The organism is Streptomyces sp. NPDC006687 (genome assembly GCF_040636215.1).
Classification (GTDB): domain Bacteria; phylum Actinomycetota; class Actinomycetes; order Streptomycetales; family Streptomycetaceae; genus Streptomyces.
On the sequence record NZ_JBEYJJ010000003.1, the window covers coordinates 218,702 to 240,073 of the forward strand.

Sequence of the window (21,372 nt, forward strand, 5' to 3'; positions counted from 1 at the left end):
GCGGCGAGCCCGATGGGGCCTGCCCCGATAACGACGACGGGCAGCTCGGTGTGGGCGGGCGCGTTCACGGTCGACTCCTCGCTGTTCCGGGATCTGGCGATGCCTGGGTCTTCTACCGGGTGGAGGCGGCGGTCCCGCCTCGCGTGAAGATGGCCGCCACCAGGGCCAGGCCCACGACGACACCGGCCAGTTGGGCGGCGACGAACCCCGGGACCGAAGCGGGAGCGATGCCCGCGAAGGTGTCGGTGAAAGCGCGGCCGATGGTGACCGCCGGGTTGGCGAACGAGGTGGAGGAAGTGAACCAGTACGCGGCGCCGATGTACGAGGCCACGGCGACGGGTGCCAAGCGCAGCCGGTCGGTGCGGGCCAGGCCGAAGATCAGCATGATCAGACCGGCGGTCGCCACGACCTCGCTGAGGAGGAGGTGCCCGGCGGAGCGGTCGTGGGTGGCCCACTTCACCAGCGGCTTGCCGAACATCGCGTCCGCGAGGACGGCGCCCGCTATCGCGCCGACGATCTGCGAGGGCACGTACACGGCCAGTTCGCGGGCGGTGACGCCCGCGCCACCGCGGCGGGCCGTCCACCATTCGGCCAGGGTGACGGCCGGGTTGAAGTGGGCGCCGGACACCGGGCCGAGGAGGGCGATGAGTACGCCGAGGCCGAAGACGGTGGCCAGGGAGTTCGCCAGCAACTGCAGGCCCACGTCCTGACTGAGCCCGGTGGCCTGGATGCCGGAGCCGGCCACCACCGCCACGAGCGCCGCGGTGCCGACGAGCTCGGCGGCGGCGCGGGCGGTCAACGGGATCCGGGGCGGGGCCGCGCCGGGCGCGGGCCGGGGCGCCTCGGCGGCTGTACCGGACGCCGCTGCGGGAGCGGCGGCGGCGGGCTCGGTGACGGACAACGGTTCTCCTCGGGCAGGTGGGGCGGGAAGCGGGTCTAGGAGCAGGACCGCTTGAGGTTCGCCTCGGCGGTGGCGCGGGCGGTCCGGGCGAGGTCTGCGAACTGACCGGCGAGGGCCTCGACGACGTCCGGGCGCAGCCGGTAGTAGACGTACCGTCCGCACGGCTCCGTATCCACGACCCCCGCCTCGCGGAGAACCTTCAGGTGGTTCGAGAGGTTCGTCTGCCTGGCACCCGTCTCCTCCACGAGATGGGTGGTGCAGAGCGTCTCCTTGGCGAGGAGGGTCACGATCTGGAGCCTGAGCGGGTCGGCCAGCACCCGAATCAGTTCAGTGTCGACTGACATCAGCATGGGCTGATATTGTCACACCGCCCGGTCCTGTTACCAGCCCGGGCTGACCTCTTGGAGCCGGCGGAGGGTTCTCATGTCCTCGCCCCTGACCCCCAAGGAAGAACGATGTCCTCCGCTCCTGCCGCCTCCGTGCTGTTCGTCTGCGTCCACAACGCCGGCCGCTCCCAGATGGCCGCCGGCTTCCTGCGCCACCTCGCCGGAGACCGCGTCGAGGTGCGCTCGGCCGGCTCCGTCCCCGGCGACCGGATCAACCCCTCCGCTGTGGCGGCCATGGCGGAGCTGGGCATCGACATCTCGGACCAGAGGCCGAAGGTCCTCACTCCCGAGGCCGCTCAGGCGTCCGACTACATCATCACGATGGGCTGCGGCGACGCCTGCCCCTACTTCCCCGGCAGGACCTACCTCGACTGGCGGCTCGACGACCCGGCCGGCCAGGGCGTCGAGGCCGTCCGCCCCATCCGTGACGAGATCAAGGGCCTCGTCGAGGGTCTGATCGCCGAGATCGACGCCCAGCCCAGGGGCTGAACCGACGCGACCGTCCGCCCCGGCGGCGGTCCGAGCCATCATGGGGGAACCGTGAACATCGCCACCATGGCCGAGTGCCACGCCCAGCAGGTCCTGGCGATCTACCAGGCGGGCATCGACGAAGGCGACGCGACCTTCGAGACGCGGGCGCCCGGCTGGCCGGACTTCGACGCGGCGAGACTTCCCGCACACCGCCTCGTCGCCACGGACGACGGCGGCGAACGGGTCCTCGGCTGGATCGCGGCCACCCGGGTCTCCGACCGCCGCGCGTACGCGGGCGTCGTGGAGCACTCGGTCTACGTGCACCCGGAGGCCCGGGGACGGGGCGTGGCCGGCGCGCTGCTCGACGCGTTCATCGCATCGACGGAAGCGGGCGGCATCTGGACCATCCAGTCCGGCATCTTCCCCGAGAACACCGCCAGCCTCGCCCTCCATCGCCGCGCGGGCTTCCGCGTCATCGGAACGCGCGAACGCATCGCCCGGCACCGGGGCCGCTGGCGTGACGTCGTACTGCTCGAACGTCGTAGCGACCAGGACTTCTGACAGGGCCCGGCCCGGACCTGTGCGTAGGCCCCTGGGGAGATCAAGGGCGCGTCAAGGATCGGTGAACGAACGGAAGGAACACGTCAAGGGCGGCACAGGGGCCTCCGGGGCGGCAGCAGACTGGAGGGGCGACGGAGCGGAATGGCAGTTCCGCGGCGTGCGGCCGAGGGCGGGGGAGTGAACCCCGTCCGAGGGTGCGGTATCCGGCCCGTGGGGGGCCCGGATCGAGGCGACCGCGCGCCGAACGCCGTTGCGCGTCACAGGAGCCGCCCGCTCCCGGTGTGGGGATGCCGGGGCCGGGCGGCTCCATCGTGTCCAGGGTCCTCGCGCCGGCCGTCGCCCGTCGCCGCGGGCCGGCGACGGGCGGCGGCCGGTTCAGGCGCCGATGTCGCGGTGGCGGAAGTCCTCCAGGGTCTCGCGCCGCAGCAGGATCCGCGCCGCGCCCTCGTGGACGGCGACCACCGGGGGCCGGCCGACCAGGTTGTAGCCGGACGCCATCGACGACTGGTAGGCGCCGGCCACCGGGACGGCCAGCAGGTCGCCCGGGTGGACGTCCGCCGGCAGCTCGGCGTCCACGGCCAGGACGTCGCCCGCCTCGCAGTGCCGGCCGACGACCGTGGCGGTGCGGGAACCCGCCGCGGAGTGCCGGCCCACCAGCCGGGGCGCGTAACGCACCCCGTACAGGGCGGGCCGCGGGTTGTCGCTCATCCCGCCGTCCACCGCCACGAACACCTTCCCCCCGGAGCGCTTGACGGCGAGCACCCGGTACACCGCCACCCCCGCGGGCCCGGCGATCGCCCGCCCCGGCTCGACGGTCAGCCGGGGCACCGGCAGTCCGGCGGCCGCGCACCGGTCCGCCAGCGAGGTGCGCAGCTCCCGGGCCAGCGCCGGGAGGTCCAGGGCCGGCTCGCCGGGCCGGTAGGCGATGCCGTGCCCACCGCCCAGGTCCAGCTCGGGCAGGGCCACGCCATGTGCCTCGCGCACGGCGGCCATCAGCTCCACCATGCGGCCCAGCGCCACCCGGTAGGGCTCCACCGAGGTGATCTGGGAGCCGATGTGGCAGTGCAGACCGGCCAGTTCCAGCCGCGGCTGGTCCAGGATCCGGGCGACGGCCTCCTGGGCGCTCCCGTCGACGGCGGACAGCCCGAACTTCTGGCCCTCCGTACCCGTACGGATCTTCTCGTGGCCGCCCGCCGCGACGCCCGGCACCACCCGCACCAGCACCCGCTGGCGCCCCCCGGGGCCGACGGCCGCCGCGATTCGGGCGATCTCGCAGCGGCTGTCGATGACGATCCGGCCCACCCCCAGCCGCAGCGCGGAGGCGAGGTCCCCGGGGGACTTGGCGTTGCCGTGCAGCACGATCCGCTCGGGCGGGAACCCCGAGGTGACGGCCAGTTCCAGCTCCCCGGCCGAGCACACGTCCAGACCCAGCCCCTCCTCCCTGACCCAGCGCACCATCGCACGGGACAGGAACGCCTTCGCGGCGTAGAGCACTTCGGCGTCGGGGAAGACCGCCCGGTAGCTGCGGCAGCGGCCGCGCACCTCACCCTCGTCCAGGACGTACACCGGAGTGCCGAACCGCTGGGCGGCCTCCGCCAGCGACACCCCGCCGACGGCCAGACCGCCGTGCGGGAGCGGGGTCGCGGAGGCGGGCCACACGGTGAGGTCGCCGGCGTCGGCCGCTACCTCGGGGAGTGCCTCGATGGTCATGAGGTCCCGGCCCCCTCAGACGGCTTCGACGGAGATCCCGGCCACCGGCACGCCGGAGCCCGCGCCCGCGCCGCCCGCGGCCACCCCGGGCGCCTCCGACGGGGTGGCGGACGGCGCCGTCAGTGTCGGGTCGACGGTCAACGGCGCCGCCCCCAGAGGCCGCGCCAGCGCACGCAGCGCCCCCTCGGAGAGCCGGATCCAGGGGTGCCCCGCCCCCAGGGTGGCGGCGAGCCGCTCCGCACTGGTGAAGCCGACGGCGGTACGGGCGCCCAGCGGGGTGCGGAACAGCCGCACCACCACCTCCCCGGCACCCGGCCGGACCGGGACGAACAGGGGTCCGGCCGGGACGCGTTCCTCGGGCTCGGGGTCGTCGTCGTACTGGAACAGACACATGGGGCCCTCCCAAGGGGAACCACGGATGACGGGATGACGGCGGAGCCCCGGCCGCGGGGAGGCGGGTCCGGGGCGCGCCACCCGAAGCTATCCCCGCACGCGCGGCCCCGCCGACTCCCCTTGACGGGACGTTGACACCGGGCGGCCCCGTCCTGACGCCCCGCTGACACCCCGCGCCCGGCTGGGTAGGCTCCCGACAGGAGGCGGGCGATGAGCGGAGCTCCGTACGAGGGCGCCGACCCGGGACTGTACGGGCCCGGGTCCGTGACCTGGCAGTGCCACGGCGACCCGGTCATGTGGATCGCCGGGGTCCGGGCGCTCTACCTCCAGGCCCTCCACCCGCGCGCCGTCCGCGGGGTCATGGAGAACTCCGCCTTCGCCGAGGACGCCTGGGGGCGCCTGCTGCGCACCGCCGACTTCGTCGGCACCCTCACCTACGGCACCACCGAGGCCGCCGAACGGGCCGGCTCCCATGTTCGCGCCCTCCACCGCCGGCTGTCCGCCACCGACCCGGACACCGGGGAGCGGTTCCCCGTCGACGACCCCGAACTCCTCCTGTGGGTGCACTGCGCCCAGATCGACAGCCTCCTGCACGTACTGCGCCGTTCGGGCGTTCCGCTCACCCCCGCCCAGGCCGACCGGTACGTGGACGAGAACCGGGTGAGCGCCCGCCTCGTCGGCCTCGACCCCACCGAGGTCCCCGCCGACACCGCACAGCTGGCCGCCTACTTCGAGCGGGTCCGCCCCCGGCTGGCCGCCGGCGCGGACGCCCGGGCCGTCGACGCGTTCCTGCGCTCACCGCCCGTTCCGCCGCTCCTCGTGCCTGGCCGAAACCTGCTGTGGCGTCCGCTCACCGGACTCGCCTACGCCACCCTTCCCGGCTGGGCGCACCAGCTGTACGCAAAGCCCGCACCAGCCTCACGTACGGTCACCCGGCGCCTGCGTCTCACGGGTCGCTTACTGCGCAGCATTCCCGCAGGTCTACGCTGGCAGCTGCCCCCAGGTCACATCTTGAGAGCGATGCGCCGACTGGGCCCCGGGAGCCGCCCCTCCGCGTACACACTGCGCAGGGCAGCGGCCATACTGGACCGGCCGGGGAGGGCGCGATACGACGACGGGCACGATGACGGGGGCGGCTTCAAGACATGGCGGAGTCCAGACTGATCCAGGGCCGGTACCGGTCACTCGATCTGATCGGGCGCGGCGGCATGGGCGAGGTGTGGCGCGCCCGCGACGAGTCGCTGGGCCGGCAGGTCGCCGTGAAATGCCTCAAGCCGGTCGGCGCCGAACAGGACGCGCACTTCACCCAGGTGCTGCGCGAGCGCTTCCGCCGCGAGGCGCGGGTCGCGGCCTCGCTCCAGCACCGGGGCGTGACCGTCGTGCACGACTTCGGCGACGACAGTGCCGCCGGGGGCCCGCTCTACCTGGTGATGGAGCTCCTCGACGGCCGTAACCTCAGCCAGCTGATGGAGGAGAACGAGGCACGCCCGCTCCCCGTGGACGTGGTCCTCGACATCGCCGAGCAGATGGCCGCGGCCCTCGGCTACACCCACGACCAGGGCGTCGTCCACCGCGACCTCAAGCCGGCGAACATCATGCGGCTCACCGACGGCACGGTGAAGATCTGCGACTTCGGCATCGCCCGCCTGGCCGCCGACATCGGCTTCACCGCCAAGCTGACCGGCGGTGGCATGGCCATGGGCACCCCCCACTACATGTCGCCCGAGCAGATCGCGGGCGGCGAGGTCGACCACCGCAGCGACCTCTACTCGCTGGGGTGCGTGCTGTACGAGATCGCCACCGGGGCGCCGCCGTTCGACCTCGGCGACTCCTGGTCGGTGCTGGTCGGCCACCGCGACACCGCGCCGGTGCCGCCCCGCGACCACCGGCCCGAGCTGCCGGAGTACTTCGAGCGGATCGTGCTGGACCTGCTGGCGAAGCGCCCCGAGGACCGCCCCGGCGACGCCCGCCACCTGCACCGCCGGCTGATCGACGCCCGCTCCGGCGCCGGCGGCACCCCGGCTCCGCTGCCGGCGTGGGCGGCGGGCATGACGGCCGGCCGCAAGGCGGGCACGGACGCCCGCCCGGCGAGCGGCGAGTGGACCGTACTCACCGGCTCCTGGACGGCCCCGCGCCCGTCGGCCGCACCCGGTGCGGGTGACGGGGGCCGGATGGTGCCGGGTGCCGGGGTGGCGTCCGGTGCCGACGGCCACGTGCCGGGCGGCCCCTCCGCGCCGTCCTCGCACCCCGCGCCGTCCTCGCACCCCGCGTCGGGCGGGCACCCGGAGCCGGGCCGCCTGCCCGCGACGGGCGACTCCGCCCAGCCGGGCGGTTTCCCTGCGCCGGGCGGCCCCTCCGTGTCGGGTGGCCACCCTGTGCCGGGCGGGCACCCCGTGTCCGGCGGCTTCCCCGTGACGGGTGGCCGGCCGCCGCTCGGGGAGGGCCGTTCCGGGGCGGACGGCTTCTCTGTGTCCGGCGGCCATCCTGTGTCGGGCGGCTTCCCCGTGACGGGTGGCCAGGCGCCGCTCGGGGAGGGCCGTCCTGGGACAGCCAGCCTTCCCGCCTCCGGCGGCCACCTCGGGCCCGGGGGGAACCCCCTCGGGTCGGGCGGCGTTCCTGTGTTGGGTGGCCCGCCTGTGCCTGGTGGGGGTCACCCGGCAGGGGGCGGATACTCCGCGCCGGGCGGCGCTCCCCTGTCCGGGGGATACTCCGCGCCTCGTGAGGGTCAGCCGGTATCGGGTGACCACCCCGGTCCCGGCGGCTCTTCCGGGTCCGGCGGCCACGCCGTGCCCGGTGGGGGACACCCCGGTCCCGGTGGCGGGTTTTCGGTGTACGGGCCCGTGCCGGGCACGGCGCCGGCCCCGCCCGCCTCGGGTACGGCCTCCATGCCGCTGTCCGGCTATGCGACCGACCCCGGCCCCTCCGGTGAGCCGGGTCGGGAGCCCGAGGTATCCATGCCGCAGGCCGGCCTGGCCCCCGCCTCCGGGGCGGCTCTCGCTGCGGCCCCGGGACCGGGCGGTCCCGTCGCGCCGTGGGCTGCGCACGCCGCCACGCCCGGTGATGGTTACCCCGGTGCGCCCGGCGCCGGCCACTCCGGCGTGCCCGGGGTCGGCCACTCCGGCGTGCCCGGTTCCGGCTACCCCGGCGCCCCCGGGGGCGGCTACCCCGCCCTGCCCGGTGCCGGTTATCCCGGCGTCCCCGGTGCCGGCCACCCCGGTGGCTCGGGGGCGGGCTACCCCGGCGCGTCCGACGCCGGCCACGCCCTCCTGCCCGGGGCCGGTCATGGCTTCGGCGGGGCGGTGGACGGGAATCCGTTCGGGGGCGGGGGGTCCGGTGAGCAGCGGATCGTGCGGCCTGCTCCCGGTGAGGATCCCCGGCTCACCGGTGCCTACCGGCCCGGCGTGGTCCGTGCCCACGCTCCGACCGATCCCGGCCGGCCCGACTCCCTCGACGCCGGCCATATCCGCGCGTTCGCGCTCAGCCGGGCCGGCCGCCCCGAGGAAGCGCTCGCCGTGTACGCCGCCGTGGCCGACGGACGGGCGAGGGTGCTCGGCCCCGAGCACGCCGACACCCTGGCCGCCCGCCAGGAGGAGGCGTACGAGCTCGGCCGGCTCGGACGCCACGGCGAGGCGTACGAGCGGTACCGCGCCGTGCTCGCCGCCCGCATCCGCACCATGGGCCCGCGCCATCCCGACACCCTGCGCTGCCGCCACAACCTGGCCTGCTCCCTCGGCGCCCTCGGCCGGCACGCCGAGGCCCACGAGGCCGCCGCCGAGGTCGCGGCCGACCGCACCGACGTGCTCGGCCCCGAGCACGTCGACACCCTCCTGACCCGCTACGAGGTCGGCTACGCCCTCGGCCGGCTCGGCCGCTGGAACGAGGCGCTGACCGTGTTCCGCCAGGTCGCCGCCGCCCGCGAACGCGTCCTCGGCCGCGACCACCCCGACGCCCTCGCCGCCCGCTACGAGACGGGCATCGCCCTCGGCCGCACCGGCCGCGCCGCCGAGGCCCTCGACCTGTTCCGGGCCCTGGTCCGCGACCGCACCCGGGCCTACGGAGCGGCCGATCCGGAGACCCTGCGCGCCCGGCACGTCCTCGGCGTCAACCTCGGCCGGCTGGACCGCTGGGAGGAGGCGGTGGCCGAGGCGCGCGAGGTGGGCGAGGCCCGCGCCAAGGCCCTGGGCGCGGAGCACCCGGACACCCTGGCCAGCCGCCGCGAACTGGCCGTCGGGCTGGGCCGGCTCGGCCGCTGGGACAAGGCGCTGCCCATCTACCGCGAGCTGTCCGGCATCCGCGAGCGCTCCCTCGGCGACGAGCACCCCGACACCGTCCTCGCCCACGCCGACGAGGCACACTGTCTGGAGCGGCTGGGGCGCGTGTGTTACCAAGAGCCATGACCGTCAACGCAGACGCAGACTCCCGCGGCTTAGCCCACGACGTGTACGACGCGGTGATCGTCGGGGCCGGCCACAACGGCCTCGTCGCCGCCGCCTACCTGGCCCGCGCGGGCCGCTCCGTCCTGGTCCTGGAACGCCTCGGGCACCCCGGCGGCGCCGCGGTCTCCGCCCGGCCCTTCGCCGGGGTCGACGCCCGGCTCTCGCGCTACTCCTACCTCGTCTCCCTGCTCCCCGAGAAGATCGTCCGCGATCTGGGGCTGCGCTTCCGGGTGCGCCGGCGCACGGTGTCCTCGTACACGCCCTTCGAACGCGGCGGCCGCCCCGGCGGACTCCTCGTCGGCGGCGGGGAGGACCGTACGCGGGAGTCCTTCGCACGCCTCACCGGCTCCGACCGCGAGTACGAGGCGTGGCGCGCCTTCTACGCCACCACCGGCCGCCTCGCCCGACGCGTCTTCCCCACCCTCACCGAACCGCTGCCCACCCGCGAGGAGCTACGGGCCCGGGTCGACGACGAGGCGGCCTGGCGGATGCTGTTCGAGGAGCCGCTCGGCCGGGCGGTGGAGGAACGCTTCAGCGACGACCTCGTCCGCGGGATCGTCCTCACCGACGCCCTGATCGGCACCTTCGCCGACGCCCACGACCCCTCCCTGGCCCAGAACCGCTGCTTCCTCTACCACGTCATCGGCGGCGGAACCGGCGACTGGGACGTACCCGTCGGCGGCATGGGCGCGCTCACCGCCGCGCTGGCCGAGGCCGCCCGCGCGGCCGGTGCGCAGATCGCCACCGGCCACGAGGCGCTGCGGATCCACACCGACGGCACCTCGCCCGCCGAGGTCAGCTTCCGCACCGCGACCGGCGAGGGCACGGTCGTCGGACGTGACGTCCTGGTCAACGCCTCTCCGAGGGCCCTCGCCGAACTCCTCGGCGAGGCCCCCGGCACGGCCGGACCCGCCCCCGAGGGCGCCCAGTTCAAGGTCAACATGCTGCTGCGCCGGCTGCCGCGGCTGCGCGACACCTCGGTGGACCCCCGCGAGGCGTTCTCCGGCACCTTCCACGTCGCCGAGGGCTACGAGCAGCTCGCCCGCGCCCACGCCGAGGCCGCCGCCGGGGAACTGCCGTCCGTACCGCCCTCGGAGATCTACTGCCACTCGCTGACCGACCCCACGATCCTCGGGCCGGAGCTGAGCGCGCAGGGCTTCCAGACGCTGACCCTCTTCGGACTGCACACCCCCGCCCGGCTGTTCGAGAAGGACAACCGGCAGACGCGCGAGGTCCTGCTGACCGCCACCCTCGCCCAGCTGGACGCGGGCCTCGCCGAACCGCTCACCGACTGCCTGGCCTTCGACGCCGACGGCCGGCCGTGCATCGAGGCCAAGACCCCGCTGGACCTGGAGCAGGAACTGCGCCTGCCCGGCGGGCACATCTTCCACCGCGACCTGTCCTGGCCGTACGGGGAGACCGGGCGCTGGGGCGTCGAGACCGCCCATCCCCACGTCCTGCTCTGCGGGGCGGGAGCGGTCCGCGGCGGCGGGGTCAGCGGGATCCCGGGGCACAACGCGGCGATGGCGCTGCTGGGCCACTGACCCCCGGCGGCGGCTCCGGGAGGCGGTCCCCGGCCGCCGCCGGTCCGTCCTCAGGCGGCCGGTACCGGCTCGATGACCACGACCGGGATCTCCCGGTCCGTCTTGGTCTGGTACTCGTCGTAGTCGGACCACTCCGCCACCATCACCGGCCAGTACGCGGCGCGTTCCTCGGGGGTGGCGGTGCGGGCGATGCCCTGCATGACGTCCGGTCCGACCTGGATGCGGACCTCGGGGTGGGCGGTGAGGTTCCGGTACCACAGGGGGTGCTCGGGGGCGCCGCCCTTCGAGGCGACCAGGAGGTAGCGTCCGTCGGCCTCGCCGTAGATCAGCGGGGTACGTACGGGCTTGCCGGAGACCCGGCCCACGGTGGTGAGCAGCAGGGTCCGGGTGCCGCGCCAGTGGTGGCCCTCGGCCCCGTCCGACTCCACGTACTGCCGGAGGTGGTCCAGCTGCCAGGTGCCCGGCTTGGGGTCGGCGGGGTGGTCCCAGTCGATGGCGCTCGTCATGTCGTTCTCCCTGAGTTCGTATGACCGGTCGACAAACTCGACAACGAGCCTCAACGCCCCCGGGCACGGCGCCCATTCCGCCCTGAACCCGTCCGGCCCCCGCCGGGCCCGCCCCGGTCCGGAGCGGGCCCCGGGAGGGTGAAGCCGTCGAACAGGTCGTCCAGGGCGCGCAGCGAGGCACGGGCGGGGACGGCGCGCACGGCGAGGTCGCGGGCCGCGACGGCCACCGGGTGGCGCAGGGCCGCGACCCGCCCGGCGCGGCGGGACCGGACCCGGAGGGCATCGGTCCGGGCCAGGCGGGCGCGGGTGTAGGCGGCCAGGGCGGCCGGCACGTCCGGGCCGGTGAGCAGGCGGGCCAGGACGACGGCGTCCTCGACGGCCTGGCAGCCGCCCTGGCCGAGGTTGGGGGTCATGGCGTGCGCGGCGTCACCGATCCAGGCGATGCGGCCGTCGTGCAGCCGGGGGAGCGGGGCGGCGAGGTCGTACAGGTCGTGCTGGAGCACCTGGCCGGGGTCGATCCGCTCCAGCAGGGCCGGGACGGGGTGGTGCCAGGTGCCGAAGCGCCGCAGGAGTTCGGTGCGGACGTCGGCGGGCCGGTACCCCGCCGGGGCGACGGCGGTGGCGTACGCGTAGAGCGAGCCGTCGGCGAGCGGCACCGTCCCGAAGCGCTCCCCGCGCCCCCAGGTCTCGGCGGCCCCCTCGACGCCCGCGGGCACCGCTCCGGCGGGGAGCACGGTGCGCCAGGCGGTCTCCCCGCTGTAGTGCAGGCCGGGGTGGCGGGGGAAGTGGCGGCGGCGCAGCGGGCTGTGGATGCCGTCGGCGGCGATCACGACGTCGGCGGTGAGGTCTCCGGCGGCCGTACGCACCACCGCGCGCCCGTCGGACTCCTCCACGGCGGTGACGGCGGCCCCGTACCGCAGGGCGCCCGTGGGAAGTTCGGCGGCCAGTGCGGCGGTGAGGGCCGACCGGTGCAGGGCCAGTGGGGCCCGGCCGTAACGGGCGGCCAGGGCGGCGGGGTCGGCCCGGTCGAGCCAGCCGCCGCCGGGGCGGCGCAGCCCCATCGCCACCGCCCGGCCCCGGCCGGTGGCGGGGGCGGGGTCGAAGCCGATGGCGTCGAAGGCGCGCAGGGCGTTGGGCGCGAGCACGATCCCGGCGCCGACGGTCGCGGGCCCCGCCGCCCGCTCACAGACGGTGACCTTCCACCCCTGGCGGCGCACGGCCAGGGCGGCGGTGAGGCCGCCGATGCCGGCTCCGACGATGACGGCGTGACGCTGGCGTACGGGCATGGCACGGCCTCCTGGACCACGGCACAACCCTCTACATCCGTAGAGGGTATACCGGCACTCTACAGCTGTAGAGTGCTGTCATGTCACCCCGCAAGCCGCCCACCCAGAAGCCGGCCGCCGAACCCCCGGCCACCGCGCCCTCGGTCGCCTCGAAGCCGGCCGCACCGGCCCCGGCCCCGCAGGAGCCGGCAGCCGTACGCGATCCGATCGCCGAAGCCACCGCCCCCGCCGGGGGTGAAAGGGCCCCGGACCGGAGGACGTTGATCGCGGACACCGCTATCGGCCTCGTCGCCTCCGGCGGTCTGCGCGGCCTCACGCACCGCGCCGTCGACGGCGCCGCCGGGCTCCCGGCCGGCAGCACCTCGTACTACTTCCGCACCCGTACCGCCCTGATCGCGGCCTGCTACCGGCGGCTGGCCGAACTGGACGTGGCCGACGGCCCGTTGGAGCTCACGGCCGACCGGGACGCGGCCGCCCGGGCTTTCGGCGCCCTGCTGTACCACTGGCTGACGGCCGGCCGGGAACGCCAGCTGGCCCGCTTCGAGCTGAGCCTGGAGGCCGCACGGAACCCGGAGCTGGAGCCCGGCCTCCGCGAGGCGGGCCTCGCCGTCCGGGCGCGCGGGGCGGCGGTCCTGGCGGCGCTCGGCGCACGGGAGCCGCAGGAGTCCGCCGAGCTGCTGGCCGCCTGGGCCGACGGCCTGCTCTACGACCGCCTGGCGGGCGCCCTGGCCCACTCCCGCCCCGCCCCGGATCCGGCCGAACTGGCGGCCACCGCCCGCCGGATGATCGATGCCGTCCTGGAGGCGACCGTCTAGGATCCCCGTCATGATCGGCGAACTCCAGTGCGTGGTACTCGACTGTCCCGACCCTCTCGAACTCGCCCGCTTCTACCAGGCGTTGCTGGGCGGGGAGGTCAACCGGCCGGACCGGCGCTGGACCTGCGACGACCACTGGGCCACCCTCCACCCCACCGCCGGCGCGGTCCTCGCCTTCCAGCGGGTCCCCGGCCACCGGCCGCCGCGCTGGCCCGACCCCGCCCACCCCCAGCAGTCCCACCTGGACCTCGCCGTCCGGGACCTGGACACCGCCGAGCACCAGGTCCTGGCCCTCGGCGCCACCCTCCTCGACGCCACCCCGGACGCCCGCGGCTGGCGCGTCTACGCCGACCCGGCCGGGCACCCCTTCTGCCTGATCCGCGAACCCGCCTGACGGTTGGACGTTCCACTGAAGCGGGGTCTCCCGCCTGGTCGGGACGGGGCATTGCCCGAGCGGCGGGCGGGGAGCTTGGCTGGTCCTGATCAAGGGGGAAGGCGAAGGACCATGGCATCGATGCTCGACGGCTGTACGCCCTGGCCGGAGGAGTTCACCGACCACTACTGGGCGGCCGGGCACTGGCAGGGCAACACCCTGGACAACCTGCTGCGCGGCTGGGCCCTCCAGTACGGGCCGCGCACCGCGCTCGTCCACGGCGACGTCCGGCTCACGTACGCGCAGCTGAACCGGCGTGTGGACCGGATGGCCTCCGGGTTCCGGGGGCGCGGGCTGCGGCCGGGGATGCGGGTGGTCGTCCAGCTGCCGAACGTGCCGGAGTTCGTGGTCACCGCGTTCGCGCTCATGCGCGCCGGGCTGGTGCCCGTGTTCTGCCCGGTCTCCTCCCGTGAGCCGGAGGTGCCCGAGCTCGTACGGATCACCCAGGCGGTCGGCTACGTCGGCCCCTCGACGTACCGGGGGTTCGACCACACGGCGATGGCCGGCGGTATCGCGGCCCGTTGGCCGTTCCTGCGGCGGGTGTTCACCTACGAGGCGCCGGGCTCGGAGTCCCCGTACGGCGGCCTCACCACCGACCCGTCGAACTGCCAGTACGCCCCGCTCGGCTCCCTCGACGCCCCGCCGGAGCCGGCGCTCACACTGAGCGCGGGGCAGGTGGCCTTCCTGGTGGTCTCCGGCGGCACGCTGCTCGTCCCGCGTACGCACGACGACTTCGCCTACCAGGTGACGGCCGCCGCCGCGCTGGCCGGGCTCGGGGAGGACGACGTCTACCTCGGCGTGCTGCCCCCCGAGACCGACCTCGCCCTGGGCGGCCCCGGCCTCATCGGCACCCTCTCGGCCGGAGGGGCCGTGGTCCTGGCCGACGTGACGGACCCGGCCGGCTGCCTCCCTCTCCTCGCCCGGGAGCGGGTGACGGTGACCGCCCTGACCTCCGGCACGGCCCGGCGATGGCTCGACGCCGGGCCCGCCCCCTCGGCCCTGCGCCTGGTGCAGATCCTCGGGGCGCCGCCGGACCGGGCGACCGCCGAACGCCTCGGCACGGCCCTGAACTGCCGGGTCCAGCAGGTCTTCGCCCTGCCCGAGGGGATCCTCACCCTCACCCGCCCGGCCGACCCGGCCGCGCCCGCCCTCGCCACCCACGGCCGCCCGCTCTCCCCCGACGACCAGATCCGCCTGGTCGGCACCGAGGGGGAGCCCGTCCGCGACGGAACCCCCGGCGAACTCCTCGCCCGCGGCCCGCACACGATCCGCGGCTACTACCGCGCCCCCGCCCACGACGCCCGCACCTTCACCCCCGACGGCTACCTCCGCACGGGCCACCTGGCCCACCGCACCCCCGAAGGCCACCTGGTGGTGACGGGCCGCATCGACGACGCCGGCTGACCGGGCTCTGATCGCGGGGGGTCAGGGGTGGGCCGGGCGTTCGCGCAGGGCCTTGGCGATCAGGTCGTGGATGAGGTGTTCACCCGGGGCGCGGTTCTCCTTGAGGCGGTGGAGGTCGTCGGGGCCGAACCAGTCGTAGGCGGTGTGTCTGTTCCATTCCAGGGCGGGGTGGTCCAGATCGCCGTCGACCTCGACGAGGTAGTCGGCCTCCCGGCGGGTGCCGCCGCCGTCGTCGCCGGTCCAGGTGGTGATCCCGAGCAGGCGCCGGACCCGGCGCACACGCCAGCCGGTCTCTTCGCGCACCTCGCGGGTCAGGGTGTCCAGCAGGGACTCGCCGGCCTCGACGTGCCCGCCGACGATGTCCCAGCAGTCGGGGAAGAGCCGCCGGCCGGGGCTGCGCCTCTGGGCGAAGGCCCTGCCGTCCCGGTTGAGGACGACGGCTCCGACCGCCCAGACCTCCCCCTCGGCCGGGACGGGGAACTCGACGCCGTGGTCCACGGCCGCGTGGGGGTGGTGGTCTGACATGGCCTCACTGTAAGGGCCGTGCCCTCGGGCCTTGCGGGGAGCGGGCGTCCGGCCGGCGTTGCCGGGCTCTAGTCCGATGAGCGGGTCCAGCCGACGGGGTTCAGGCGGGAGGCGTCGGCGGCGCGGTCTTCGGAGAAGAGCAGGGTGCGGGGTTCGCAGACGCGGATGAGGTCCACGTAGACGCCCCGGCCCACGTAGCGGCCCGTCGAGGCGTGGCGGAAGCGGAGTCTGACCTCGCGGCCCGCCCAGGCGGGGAGGGGGGCCTCCAGGCGGTGCCAGATGCGGCCCGACCAGCCGCCGGCCGAGCCCTCCGGCCACTGTTCCGGGGTGCCGCCGGTGGTGCGGACCGTGGAGAACGGGACGGGCTGCCAGGTGGCGCCGTCCGCGGATGCCTCCAGGTGGAAGGCTCCGGCGCCGGGAACCGTGTCCCACCAGACCGCGCAGCGCAGCCGGGCCCCGGCGGTGGCGGGCGTGAGCGGGGGGAGGGTGAGGGTGCCCGAGCCGCCCGTCTCCATGCCGGAGAACCACGCCGGGCCGCCGTGTTTCGTCCGGACGGGCACGGCCCGGGCGAAGCGGTTGCCGGTGGCCACCCGGGGAGCGCTGCCGGCCCGCCAGGTGCGGACGGGGTGCACGGAGTTGCCGAGGAGGATCAGGAAGGAGTCGGTGGAGGGGTCGAGGACGAGGGAGGTGCCGGTGAAGCCGGTGTGGCCGGCCGAGTGGGGGGTGGCCATGGCGCCCATGTACCAGTGCTGGTAGAGCTCGAAGCCGAGTCCGTGGTCGTCGCCGGGGAAGGCGGTGTTGTAGTCGGTGAAGAGCAGTTCGACGGAGGCGGGGCGCAGGATGCGGCGCCCGGCGTAGGACCCGCCGTCGAGGAGGGTGCGGGAGAGGACGGCGAGGTCCCAGGCGGTGCCGAAGAGCCCGGCGTGGCCGGCGACGCCGCCGAGGGCGTGGGCGTTCTCGTCGTGGACCTCGCCCCAGACCAGGCCCCGGTCCAGCCCCGACCAGGGCGGGCGCTGCACTTCGGTGGCGGCGATGGCGCGGCGCCAGGCGCGTGGGGGGTTGTAGCGCGTGCGGTGCATCCCGAGCGGAGCGGTGATCTCGTCGTGGACCAGGGTGTCCAAAGTGCGATCGGTGATCCGTTCCAAGAGCAGCTGGAGCGTGATGAGGTTGAGGTCCGAGTACCGGTACACCGTCCCCGGGGTGTCCTGCGGCCGCACCGACCACAGCAGCCTCAACTGCCCCTCACGGGTGGACTGCTGGTAGAACGGCGCCCAGGAACGCAGGCCCGAGGTGTGCGTGAGCAGGTGCCGGACGGTGACGGCTTCCTTGCCGCCGCCCGTGAACTCCGGCAGGTACCGGTTCACGGGCGCCTCCAGCTCCAGCCTGCCCCGCTCCATCTGCTGCACGGCGATGATGGAGGTGAACAGCTTGCTGAGGGAGGCCAGGTCGAACACGGTGTCCTCGGCCATCGCGATCCGCTCGGCGGCCGGGAGTTCGCTGGGCCGGTCGGTACGGCCGTCATAGTCGGCGTACCGGAGGGCGTCCCCCACGGCCCGGTGCAGGGCGACCGTGCGGCCGCGCCCCGCGAGGACCACCGCCCCGGCGTAGTAGGGGTGTTCGGGGGAGGGGCCGAGGAAGCGACGGGTCTCCTCCACCACGCCCTCCAGGTGCCGCTCCACCAGCCCGGCCTGCCGCGGGGACCCGTACCGCAGGCGCAGCCCCTGCAGGGCCCGCCGCTCGGCCGCCCCACCCGCCGCCGAGGCGGCCCCTCCGGGCAGGGCCGCGTGCAGTACGAGGACCCCGCCCAGCGCGAGCAACCGCGCCCCGAGCCCCCGCCGCCCCAGCCCGGCCCCGCCCACCGGGCGCTCCTGCGCTTCCCCCTCCCCGCCGCCGCCCGCGTGCGGGCCCCCGATCCCGTCCTCGCCCGAGTCCGCGTACCGGTCCGTGCTTCCGCCCCGGCTCTCGCCCCGGGCGTGTGCGTCGGAGTCGGTCCCGTCCCCGTCCGTGCCGCTGTGGCGGCTTGCGTTCCGGCCCCGTAGGTCCGGCTCCGCGACGCCGTGTGCCCTCGCGCCGCCGCAGCCGTCCGGGGTGGGGTGCATGGCGCCCTCTTCGGCCAGGGCGTCTGGCCGGGGCGCCGGGCGGGCGGGGGAGGTGACGTCGGCCGGGCCGTTCCCGGGCTCGCCTCCGTCGCCGGGCCGGGCGCCCGGCCTCGTCCCGCTTCGGCTTCCCGGTGCACGTCCGGCTCCGGCTGCCGCTTCGGTCGTCGGCCCGTTCTCCGGCGCGCCGGCCCCCGTGATTCCCAGCATGATCGGCCCTCCTGTCCGCTCCGAACTGCCCTTCGTACGCCGTACGCCCACCGCTGCGCCCCCTCGCCACCCGCCGTCAGCCGAACGGCCGCTTTCCCTCGCCCCCGGCCGCCGCCAGCCGTCCCCGGCCGCCGTTAGCCGTCTCCGGCCACCAGCTGCCGCCTACTGGCCACCGCCGGCCGCCGTTGCCGCAGCCACCGGCCACCCACTGCTGGCCGGCCGCCGCTGCCACGGCCACCGGCCAGCTACCACCGGCCGACCACCGTTGCGACGACTGGTCGCCGCCGGCCGCCGGTGCCGGCCACTCGCCGCCGCGCGTTGCCGCACACGGCCACCGGCCCCGGCCGCGTCGGCCGAAGGAGCGGCGCGAGCCGCACCGATCTCGACCCGGCACCGCACCGTCACCGACCCCGGCCTTGCGCCGCACCGACTACCGATGCCGCCCGACCGGACCCTGCCTGACCGGACTCGACCCGGCCGAACTCGACCCGACCCGGGGCCGGCTCAGTCCGACCCGACCCGGGGCCAGCCCGGCCCGACCGGACCCGACCCGGGGCCAGCCCGGCCCGACCGGACCCGACCCGGGGCCAGCCCGGCCCGACCAGACCCGACCCGGGGCCGGACCCGGACGGGACCGGCCTCGGCCTCGCGCCGCACCAGCCGCCGACTCGCCCCGGCCCGACGTCTGTCCGGACCGACCCCGGCCCGGGTCCGCTCGGACCGACCCCGACCCGGGTCCGGCCGGACTGACCCTGACCCGACGTTTGCCCGGACCGACCCCGGCCCGGGGCCGCCCGGGCCGGCGCCCGCACGGGCCGACCCCGGCCGGGGCCGGATGTGCCCGAGGCCGCCGGAGGCGTTCCGCACGCTACTGGGTATCTGCCCGCCCGCCGCGTACCCTCCGCACGGGCCGGCCCGCAAGAATCTGACGCAGCATCAGAAAACCTCTTCCCTCGGCCGCCCCCCTACGGCATCCTCACGCCCATGGAGACGGAGCTCAGCAAGAAACTCGGAGTCGAGCACGCCCTCTTCGGCTTCACGCCCTTCCCGGCGGTCGCCGCGGCCATCACCCGCGCCGGCGGGTTCGGCGTGCTCGGGGCGGTCCGGTACACCGCCCCCGACGACCTGAGGCGCGACCTCGACTGGATGCAGGCGCACACCGACGGCAAGCCCTACGGCCTCGACGTCGTCATGCCCGCCAAGAAGGCCGTCGACGGCATCGGCGAAGCCGACATCGAGGCGATGATCCCCGCCGGGCACCGCGCCTTCGTCCGCGACACCCTCGCCAAGCACCACGTACCCGAGCTCGCCGAGGGAGAGGCATCCGGCTGGCGGATCACCGGCTGGATGGAGCAGGTCGCCCGGTCCCAGCTCGACGTCGCCTTCGACTACCCCGTCAAACTCCTGGCGAACGCCCTCGGTTCCCCGCCCGCCGACGTCATCGCGCGCGCCCACGACCACGGCATCCTCGTCGCCGCCCTCGCCGGCAGCGCCAAACACGCCCGCCGCCACGCCGAGGCCGGCATCGACGTCGTCGTCGCCCAGGGCTACGAGGCCGGCGGCCACACCGGCGACATCGCCACCATGGTCCTGGTCCCCGAGATCGCCGAGGCCGTCGCCCCGCTCCCGGTCCTCGCCGCCGGCGGCATCGGCAGCGGCGAGCAGATCGCGGCCGGGCTCGCCCTCGGCGCCCAGGGCGTCTGGCTCGGTTCCCTCTGGCTCACCACCACCGAGGCCGAACTCCACTCCCGGGCCCTCACCGGGAAACTCCTCGCCGCCGGCTCCGGCGACACCGTCCGCTCCCGCGCCCTCACCGGCAAACCCGCCCGCCAGCTGCGCACCGAGTGGACCGACGCCTGGGACGACCCGGACGGACCCGGAGCCCTCCCCATGCCCCTCCAGGGCCTGCTGGTCGCCGAGGCCGTCTCCCGGATCCAGAAGTACGAGGTCGGCCCGCTGCTCGGCACCCCCGTCGGCCAGATCGTCGGCCGGATGAACAGCGAACGCAGCGTCCAGGCCGTCTTCGACGAGCTCACCAGCGGCTTCGAGCGCGCCGTCGACCGCATCAACCGCATCGCCGGCCGGCTCCGAGAGGTGTGATCAGCATGAGCGAGGACCAGCCCCCCAACGGCTTCTGGGCGCAGGCCGCCGCCGAGCCCGGGCGCACCGTACTCGTCACCCCCGACGGCGAGGAGTGGTCCGCCGGACGGCTGCACGCCGACGCCAACCGGCTCGTCCACGGCCTGCGCGCCGCGGGGCTGGAGCGGGGCGACGCCTTCGCCGTCGTCCTGCCCAACGGCGCCGAGTTCCTCACCGCCTACCTCGCCGCCTCCCAGGCCGGCTTCTACCTCGTCCCGGTCAACCACCACCTCGTCGGACCCGAGATCGCCTGGATCGTCTCCGACTCCGGCGCCAAGGTCCTCATCGCCCACGAGCGCTTCGCCGAGGCCGCCACCGCGGCCGCCGACGAGGCCGCGCTCCCGGCGGACCACCGCTACGCCGTCGGAGCCGTCCCGGGCTTCCGCCCGTACGCCGGACTCCTCGGCGGACAGAGCCCGCAGCCCCCCGCCGGCCGCACCCTCGGCTGGGTCATGAACTACACCTCCGGCACCACCGGACGCCCGCGCGGCATCCGCCGCCCCCTGCCGGGCAAGCTCCCGGAGGAGACCTACCTCGGGGGCTTCCTCGGCATCTTCGGCATCCGTCCCTTCGACGGCAACGTGCACCTGGTCTGCTCGCCGCTCTACCACACCGCCGTGCTCCAGTTCGCGGGCGCGTCCCTGCACATCGGGCACCGGCTGGTCGTGATGGACAAGTGGGGGCCGGAGGAGATGCTGCGCCTGATCGACCGCCACGGCTGCACGCACACCCACATGGTGCCGACCCAGTTCCACCGCCTGCTCGCCCTCCCGCAGGAGACGAAGGACGCCTACGACGTCTCCTCCATGCGGCACGCGATCCACGGCGCCGCCCCCTGCCCCGACCACGTCAAACGGGCGATGATCGACTGGTGGGGCCGCTGCGTGGAGGAGTACTACGCGGCCAGCGAGGGCGGTGGGGCCTTCGCCACCGCCGAGGACTGGCTGAAGAAACCGGGAACCGTCGGCAGGGCCTGGCCGATCAGCGAGCTCGCCGTCTTCGACGACGACGGCAACCGGCTCCCGCCCGGCGAGCTCGGCACCGTCTACCTGAAGATGAACACCGGCGGCTTCAGCTACCACAAGGACGAGGGCAAGACGCGGAAGAACCGCATCGGCGACTTCTTCACCGTCGGCGACCTCGGCCTGCTCGACGAGGAGGGCTACCTCTTCCTCCGCGACCGCAAGATCGACATGATCATCTCGGGCGGGGTGAACATCTACCCGGCCGAGATCGAGTCCGCCCTCCTCACCCATCCGGCGGTCGCGGACGCCGCCGCCTTCGGCATTCCGCACGAGAGCTGGGGCGAGGAGGTCAAGGCCGTCGTCGAACCCGCCGAGGGATTCGAGGCGGGCGAGGCGCTGGCCGCCGAGATCCTGCGCCACTGCGAGGGACAGCTGGCCGGCTACAAACGTCCCAAGTCGGTCGACTTCATCGAGACGATGCCCCGCGACCCCAACGGCAAGCTGTACAAGCGCCGTCTGCGCGACCCGTACTGGGAGGGCCGCGAGCGCGCCGTCTGAGCGATGGTCGTACCCGACATGTCGTGAGAAGTG

18 protein-coding genes are annotated in these 21,372 nt (G+C 75.2%); 10 read left to right on the forward strand and 8 right to left on the reverse strand.

What is annotated here, in order from left to right:
• Nucleotides 1-112: 112 nt before the first annotated feature.
• On the reverse strand, nucleotides 113-901 hold the full coding sequence (locus tag ABZ716_RS05445) for an MIP/aquaporin family protein (RefSeq protein WP_358956746.1): 789 nt from the start codon (nucleotides 899-901) through the stop codon (nucleotides 113-115).
• 35 nt (nucleotides 902-936) lie between these two features.
• Entirely contained in the window at nucleotides 937-1,251 is a 315-nt protein-coding gene (locus ABZ716_RS05450; protein ID WP_358956748.1) for a metalloregulator ArsR/SmtB family transcription factor, read from the reverse strand.
• A 105-nt stretch (nucleotides 1,252-1,356) separates the two neighbouring features.
• Between ABZ716_RS05450 and ABZ716_RS05455 the strand changes: the two genes are divergently transcribed.
• Together ABZ716_RS05455 and ABZ716_RS05460 are read left to right on the forward strand one after the other, a co-directional pair.
• Nucleotides 1,357-1,776 carry an arsenate reductase ArsC gene (locus tag ABZ716_RS05455; protein ID WP_358956751.1) on the forward strand — a complete coding sequence of 140 codons (420 nt, stop codon included), beginning with the start codon at nucleotides 1,357-1,359 and terminating at the stop codon, nucleotides 1,774-1,776.
• 66 nt (nucleotides 1,777-1,842) lie between these two features.
• Entirely contained in the window at nucleotides 1,843-2,319 is a 477-nt protein-coding gene (locus tag ABZ716_RS05460; RefSeq protein ID WP_358957082.1) for an N-acetyltransferase family protein, read from the forward strand.
• Nucleotides 2,320-2,694: 375 nt separating this feature from the next.
• Here the strand turns inward: ABZ716_RS05460 and lysA are convergent, their stop codons facing one another.
• Both lysA and ABZ716_RS05470 read right to left on the reverse strand, forming a co-directional pair.
• The gene (gene lysA / locus ABZ716_RS05465; RefSeq protein WP_358956753.1) at nucleotides 2,695-4,029 is read right to left on the reverse strand and encodes a diaminopimelate decarboxylase; all 1,335 of its coding nucleotides are present in this window, start codon (nucleotides 4,027-4,029) and stop codon (nucleotides 2,695-2,697) included.
• A gap of 15 nt (nucleotides 4,030-4,044) precedes the next feature.
• Nucleotides 4,045-4,422, reverse strand: coding sequence for an SAV_915 family protein (locus ABZ716_RS05470; RefSeq protein ID WP_358956755.1), 378 nt, complete (start codon nucleotides 4,420-4,422; stop codon nucleotides 4,045-4,047).
• A 210-nt stretch (nucleotides 4,423-4,632) separates the two neighbouring features.
• On the opposite strand from ABZ716_RS05470, the gene ABZ716_RS05475 reads away from it, so the two are divergent.
• Genes ABZ716_RS05475 through ABZ716_RS05485 form a run of 3 tightly spaced genes read left to right on the forward strand, consistent with a single transcriptional unit; the run spans nucleotide 4,633 to nucleotide 10,402 of the window.
• On the forward strand, nucleotides 4,633-5,586 hold the full coding sequence (locus tag ABZ716_RS05475; RefSeq protein WP_358956758.1) for an oxygenase MpaB family protein: 954 nt from the start codon (nucleotides 4,633-4,635) through the stop codon (nucleotides 5,584-5,586).
• On the forward strand, nucleotides 5,568-8,819 hold the full coding sequence (locus ABZ716_RS05480; protein WP_358956761.1) for a tetratricopeptide repeat protein: 3,252 nt from the start codon (nucleotides 5,568-5,570) through the stop codon (nucleotides 8,817-8,819). Before ABZ716_RS05475 ends, ABZ716_RS05480 begins: the two co-directional genes overlap by 19 nt.
• Nucleotides 8,816-10,402 (forward strand): NAD(P)/FAD-dependent oxidoreductase, encoded by a 1,587-nt coding sequence (locus ABZ716_RS05485; protein ID WP_358956764.1) that lies wholly within the window; start codon nucleotides 8,816-8,818, stop codon nucleotides 10,400-10,402. The genes ABZ716_RS05480 and ABZ716_RS05485 overlap by 4 nt, the downstream gene beginning before the upstream one ends.
• 50 nt (nucleotides 10,403-10,452) lie before the next feature.
• Here the strand turns inward: ABZ716_RS05485 and ABZ716_RS05490 are convergent, their stop codons facing one another.
• On the reverse strand, nucleotides 10,453-10,908 hold the full coding sequence (locus tag ABZ716_RS05490; RefSeq protein ID WP_358811590.1) for a nitroreductase family deazaflavin-dependent oxidoreductase: 456 nt from the start codon (nucleotides 10,906-10,908) through the stop codon (nucleotides 10,453-10,455).
• Between the two features lie 50 nt (nucleotides 10,909-10,958).
• Entirely contained in the window at nucleotides 10,959-12,194 is a 1,236-nt protein-coding gene (locus ABZ716_RS05495; RefSeq protein ID WP_358956767.1) for an FAD-dependent monooxygenase, read from the reverse strand.
• Nucleotides 12,195-12,274: 80 nt separating this feature from the next.
• Here ABZ716_RS05495 and ABZ716_RS05500 point away from each other — a divergent pair, with 80 nt between their 5' ends.
• The 3 genes from ABZ716_RS05500 to ABZ716_RS05510 all read left to right on the forward strand — a co-directional run bounded on the left by ABZ716_RS05500 (nucleotide 12,275) and on the right by ABZ716_RS05510 (nucleotide 14,846).
• Entirely contained in the window at nucleotides 12,275-13,009 is a 735-nt protein-coding gene (locus ABZ716_RS05500; protein WP_358956769.1) for a TetR family transcriptional regulator, read from the forward strand.
• A gap of 10 nt (nucleotides 13,010-13,019) precedes the next feature.
• A complete protein-coding gene (locus ABZ716_RS05505; RefSeq protein WP_358956772.1) occupies nucleotides 13,020-13,403 on the forward strand; it encodes a VOC family protein in 384 nt (127 codons plus the stop codon).
• 111 nt (nucleotides 13,404-13,514) lie between these two features.
• A complete protein-coding gene (locus ABZ716_RS05510) occupies nucleotides 13,515-14,846 on the forward strand; it encodes an AMP-binding protein (RefSeq protein ID WP_358956774.1) in 1,332 nt (443 codons plus the stop codon).
• Between the two features lie 21 nt (nucleotides 14,847-14,867).
• Here ABZ716_RS05510 and ABZ716_RS05515 read toward each other — a convergent pair whose 3' ends face one another.
• Together ABZ716_RS05515 and ABZ716_RS05520 are read right to left on the reverse strand one after the other, a co-directional pair.
• A complete protein-coding gene (locus ABZ716_RS05515) occupies nucleotides 14,868-15,371 on the reverse strand; it encodes an NUDIX domain-containing protein (protein WP_358811585.1) in 504 nt (167 codons plus the stop codon).
• Nucleotides 15,372-15,439: 68 nt separating this feature from the next.
• Complete coding sequence (locus ABZ716_RS05520; RefSeq protein WP_358956776.1) at nucleotides 15,440-17,470, reverse strand: serine hydrolase; 2,031 nt, start codon at nucleotides 17,468-17,470, stop codon at nucleotides 15,440-15,442.
• Nucleotides 17,471-18,661: 1,191 nt separating this feature from the next.
• Between ABZ716_RS05520 and ABZ716_RS05525 the strand changes: the two genes are divergently transcribed.
• Entirely contained in the window at nucleotides 18,662-19,777 is a 1,116-nt protein-coding gene (locus tag ABZ716_RS05525; RefSeq protein WP_358811583.1) for a nitronate monooxygenase, read from the forward strand.
• Nucleotides 19,778-19,782: 5 nt separating this feature from the next.
• Entirely contained in the window at nucleotides 19,783-21,339 is a 1,557-nt protein-coding gene (locus ABZ716_RS05530; protein ID WP_358956779.1) for an acyl-CoA synthetase, read from the forward strand.
• The last annotated feature ends 33 nt before the right edge of the window (nucleotides 21,340-21,372 follow it).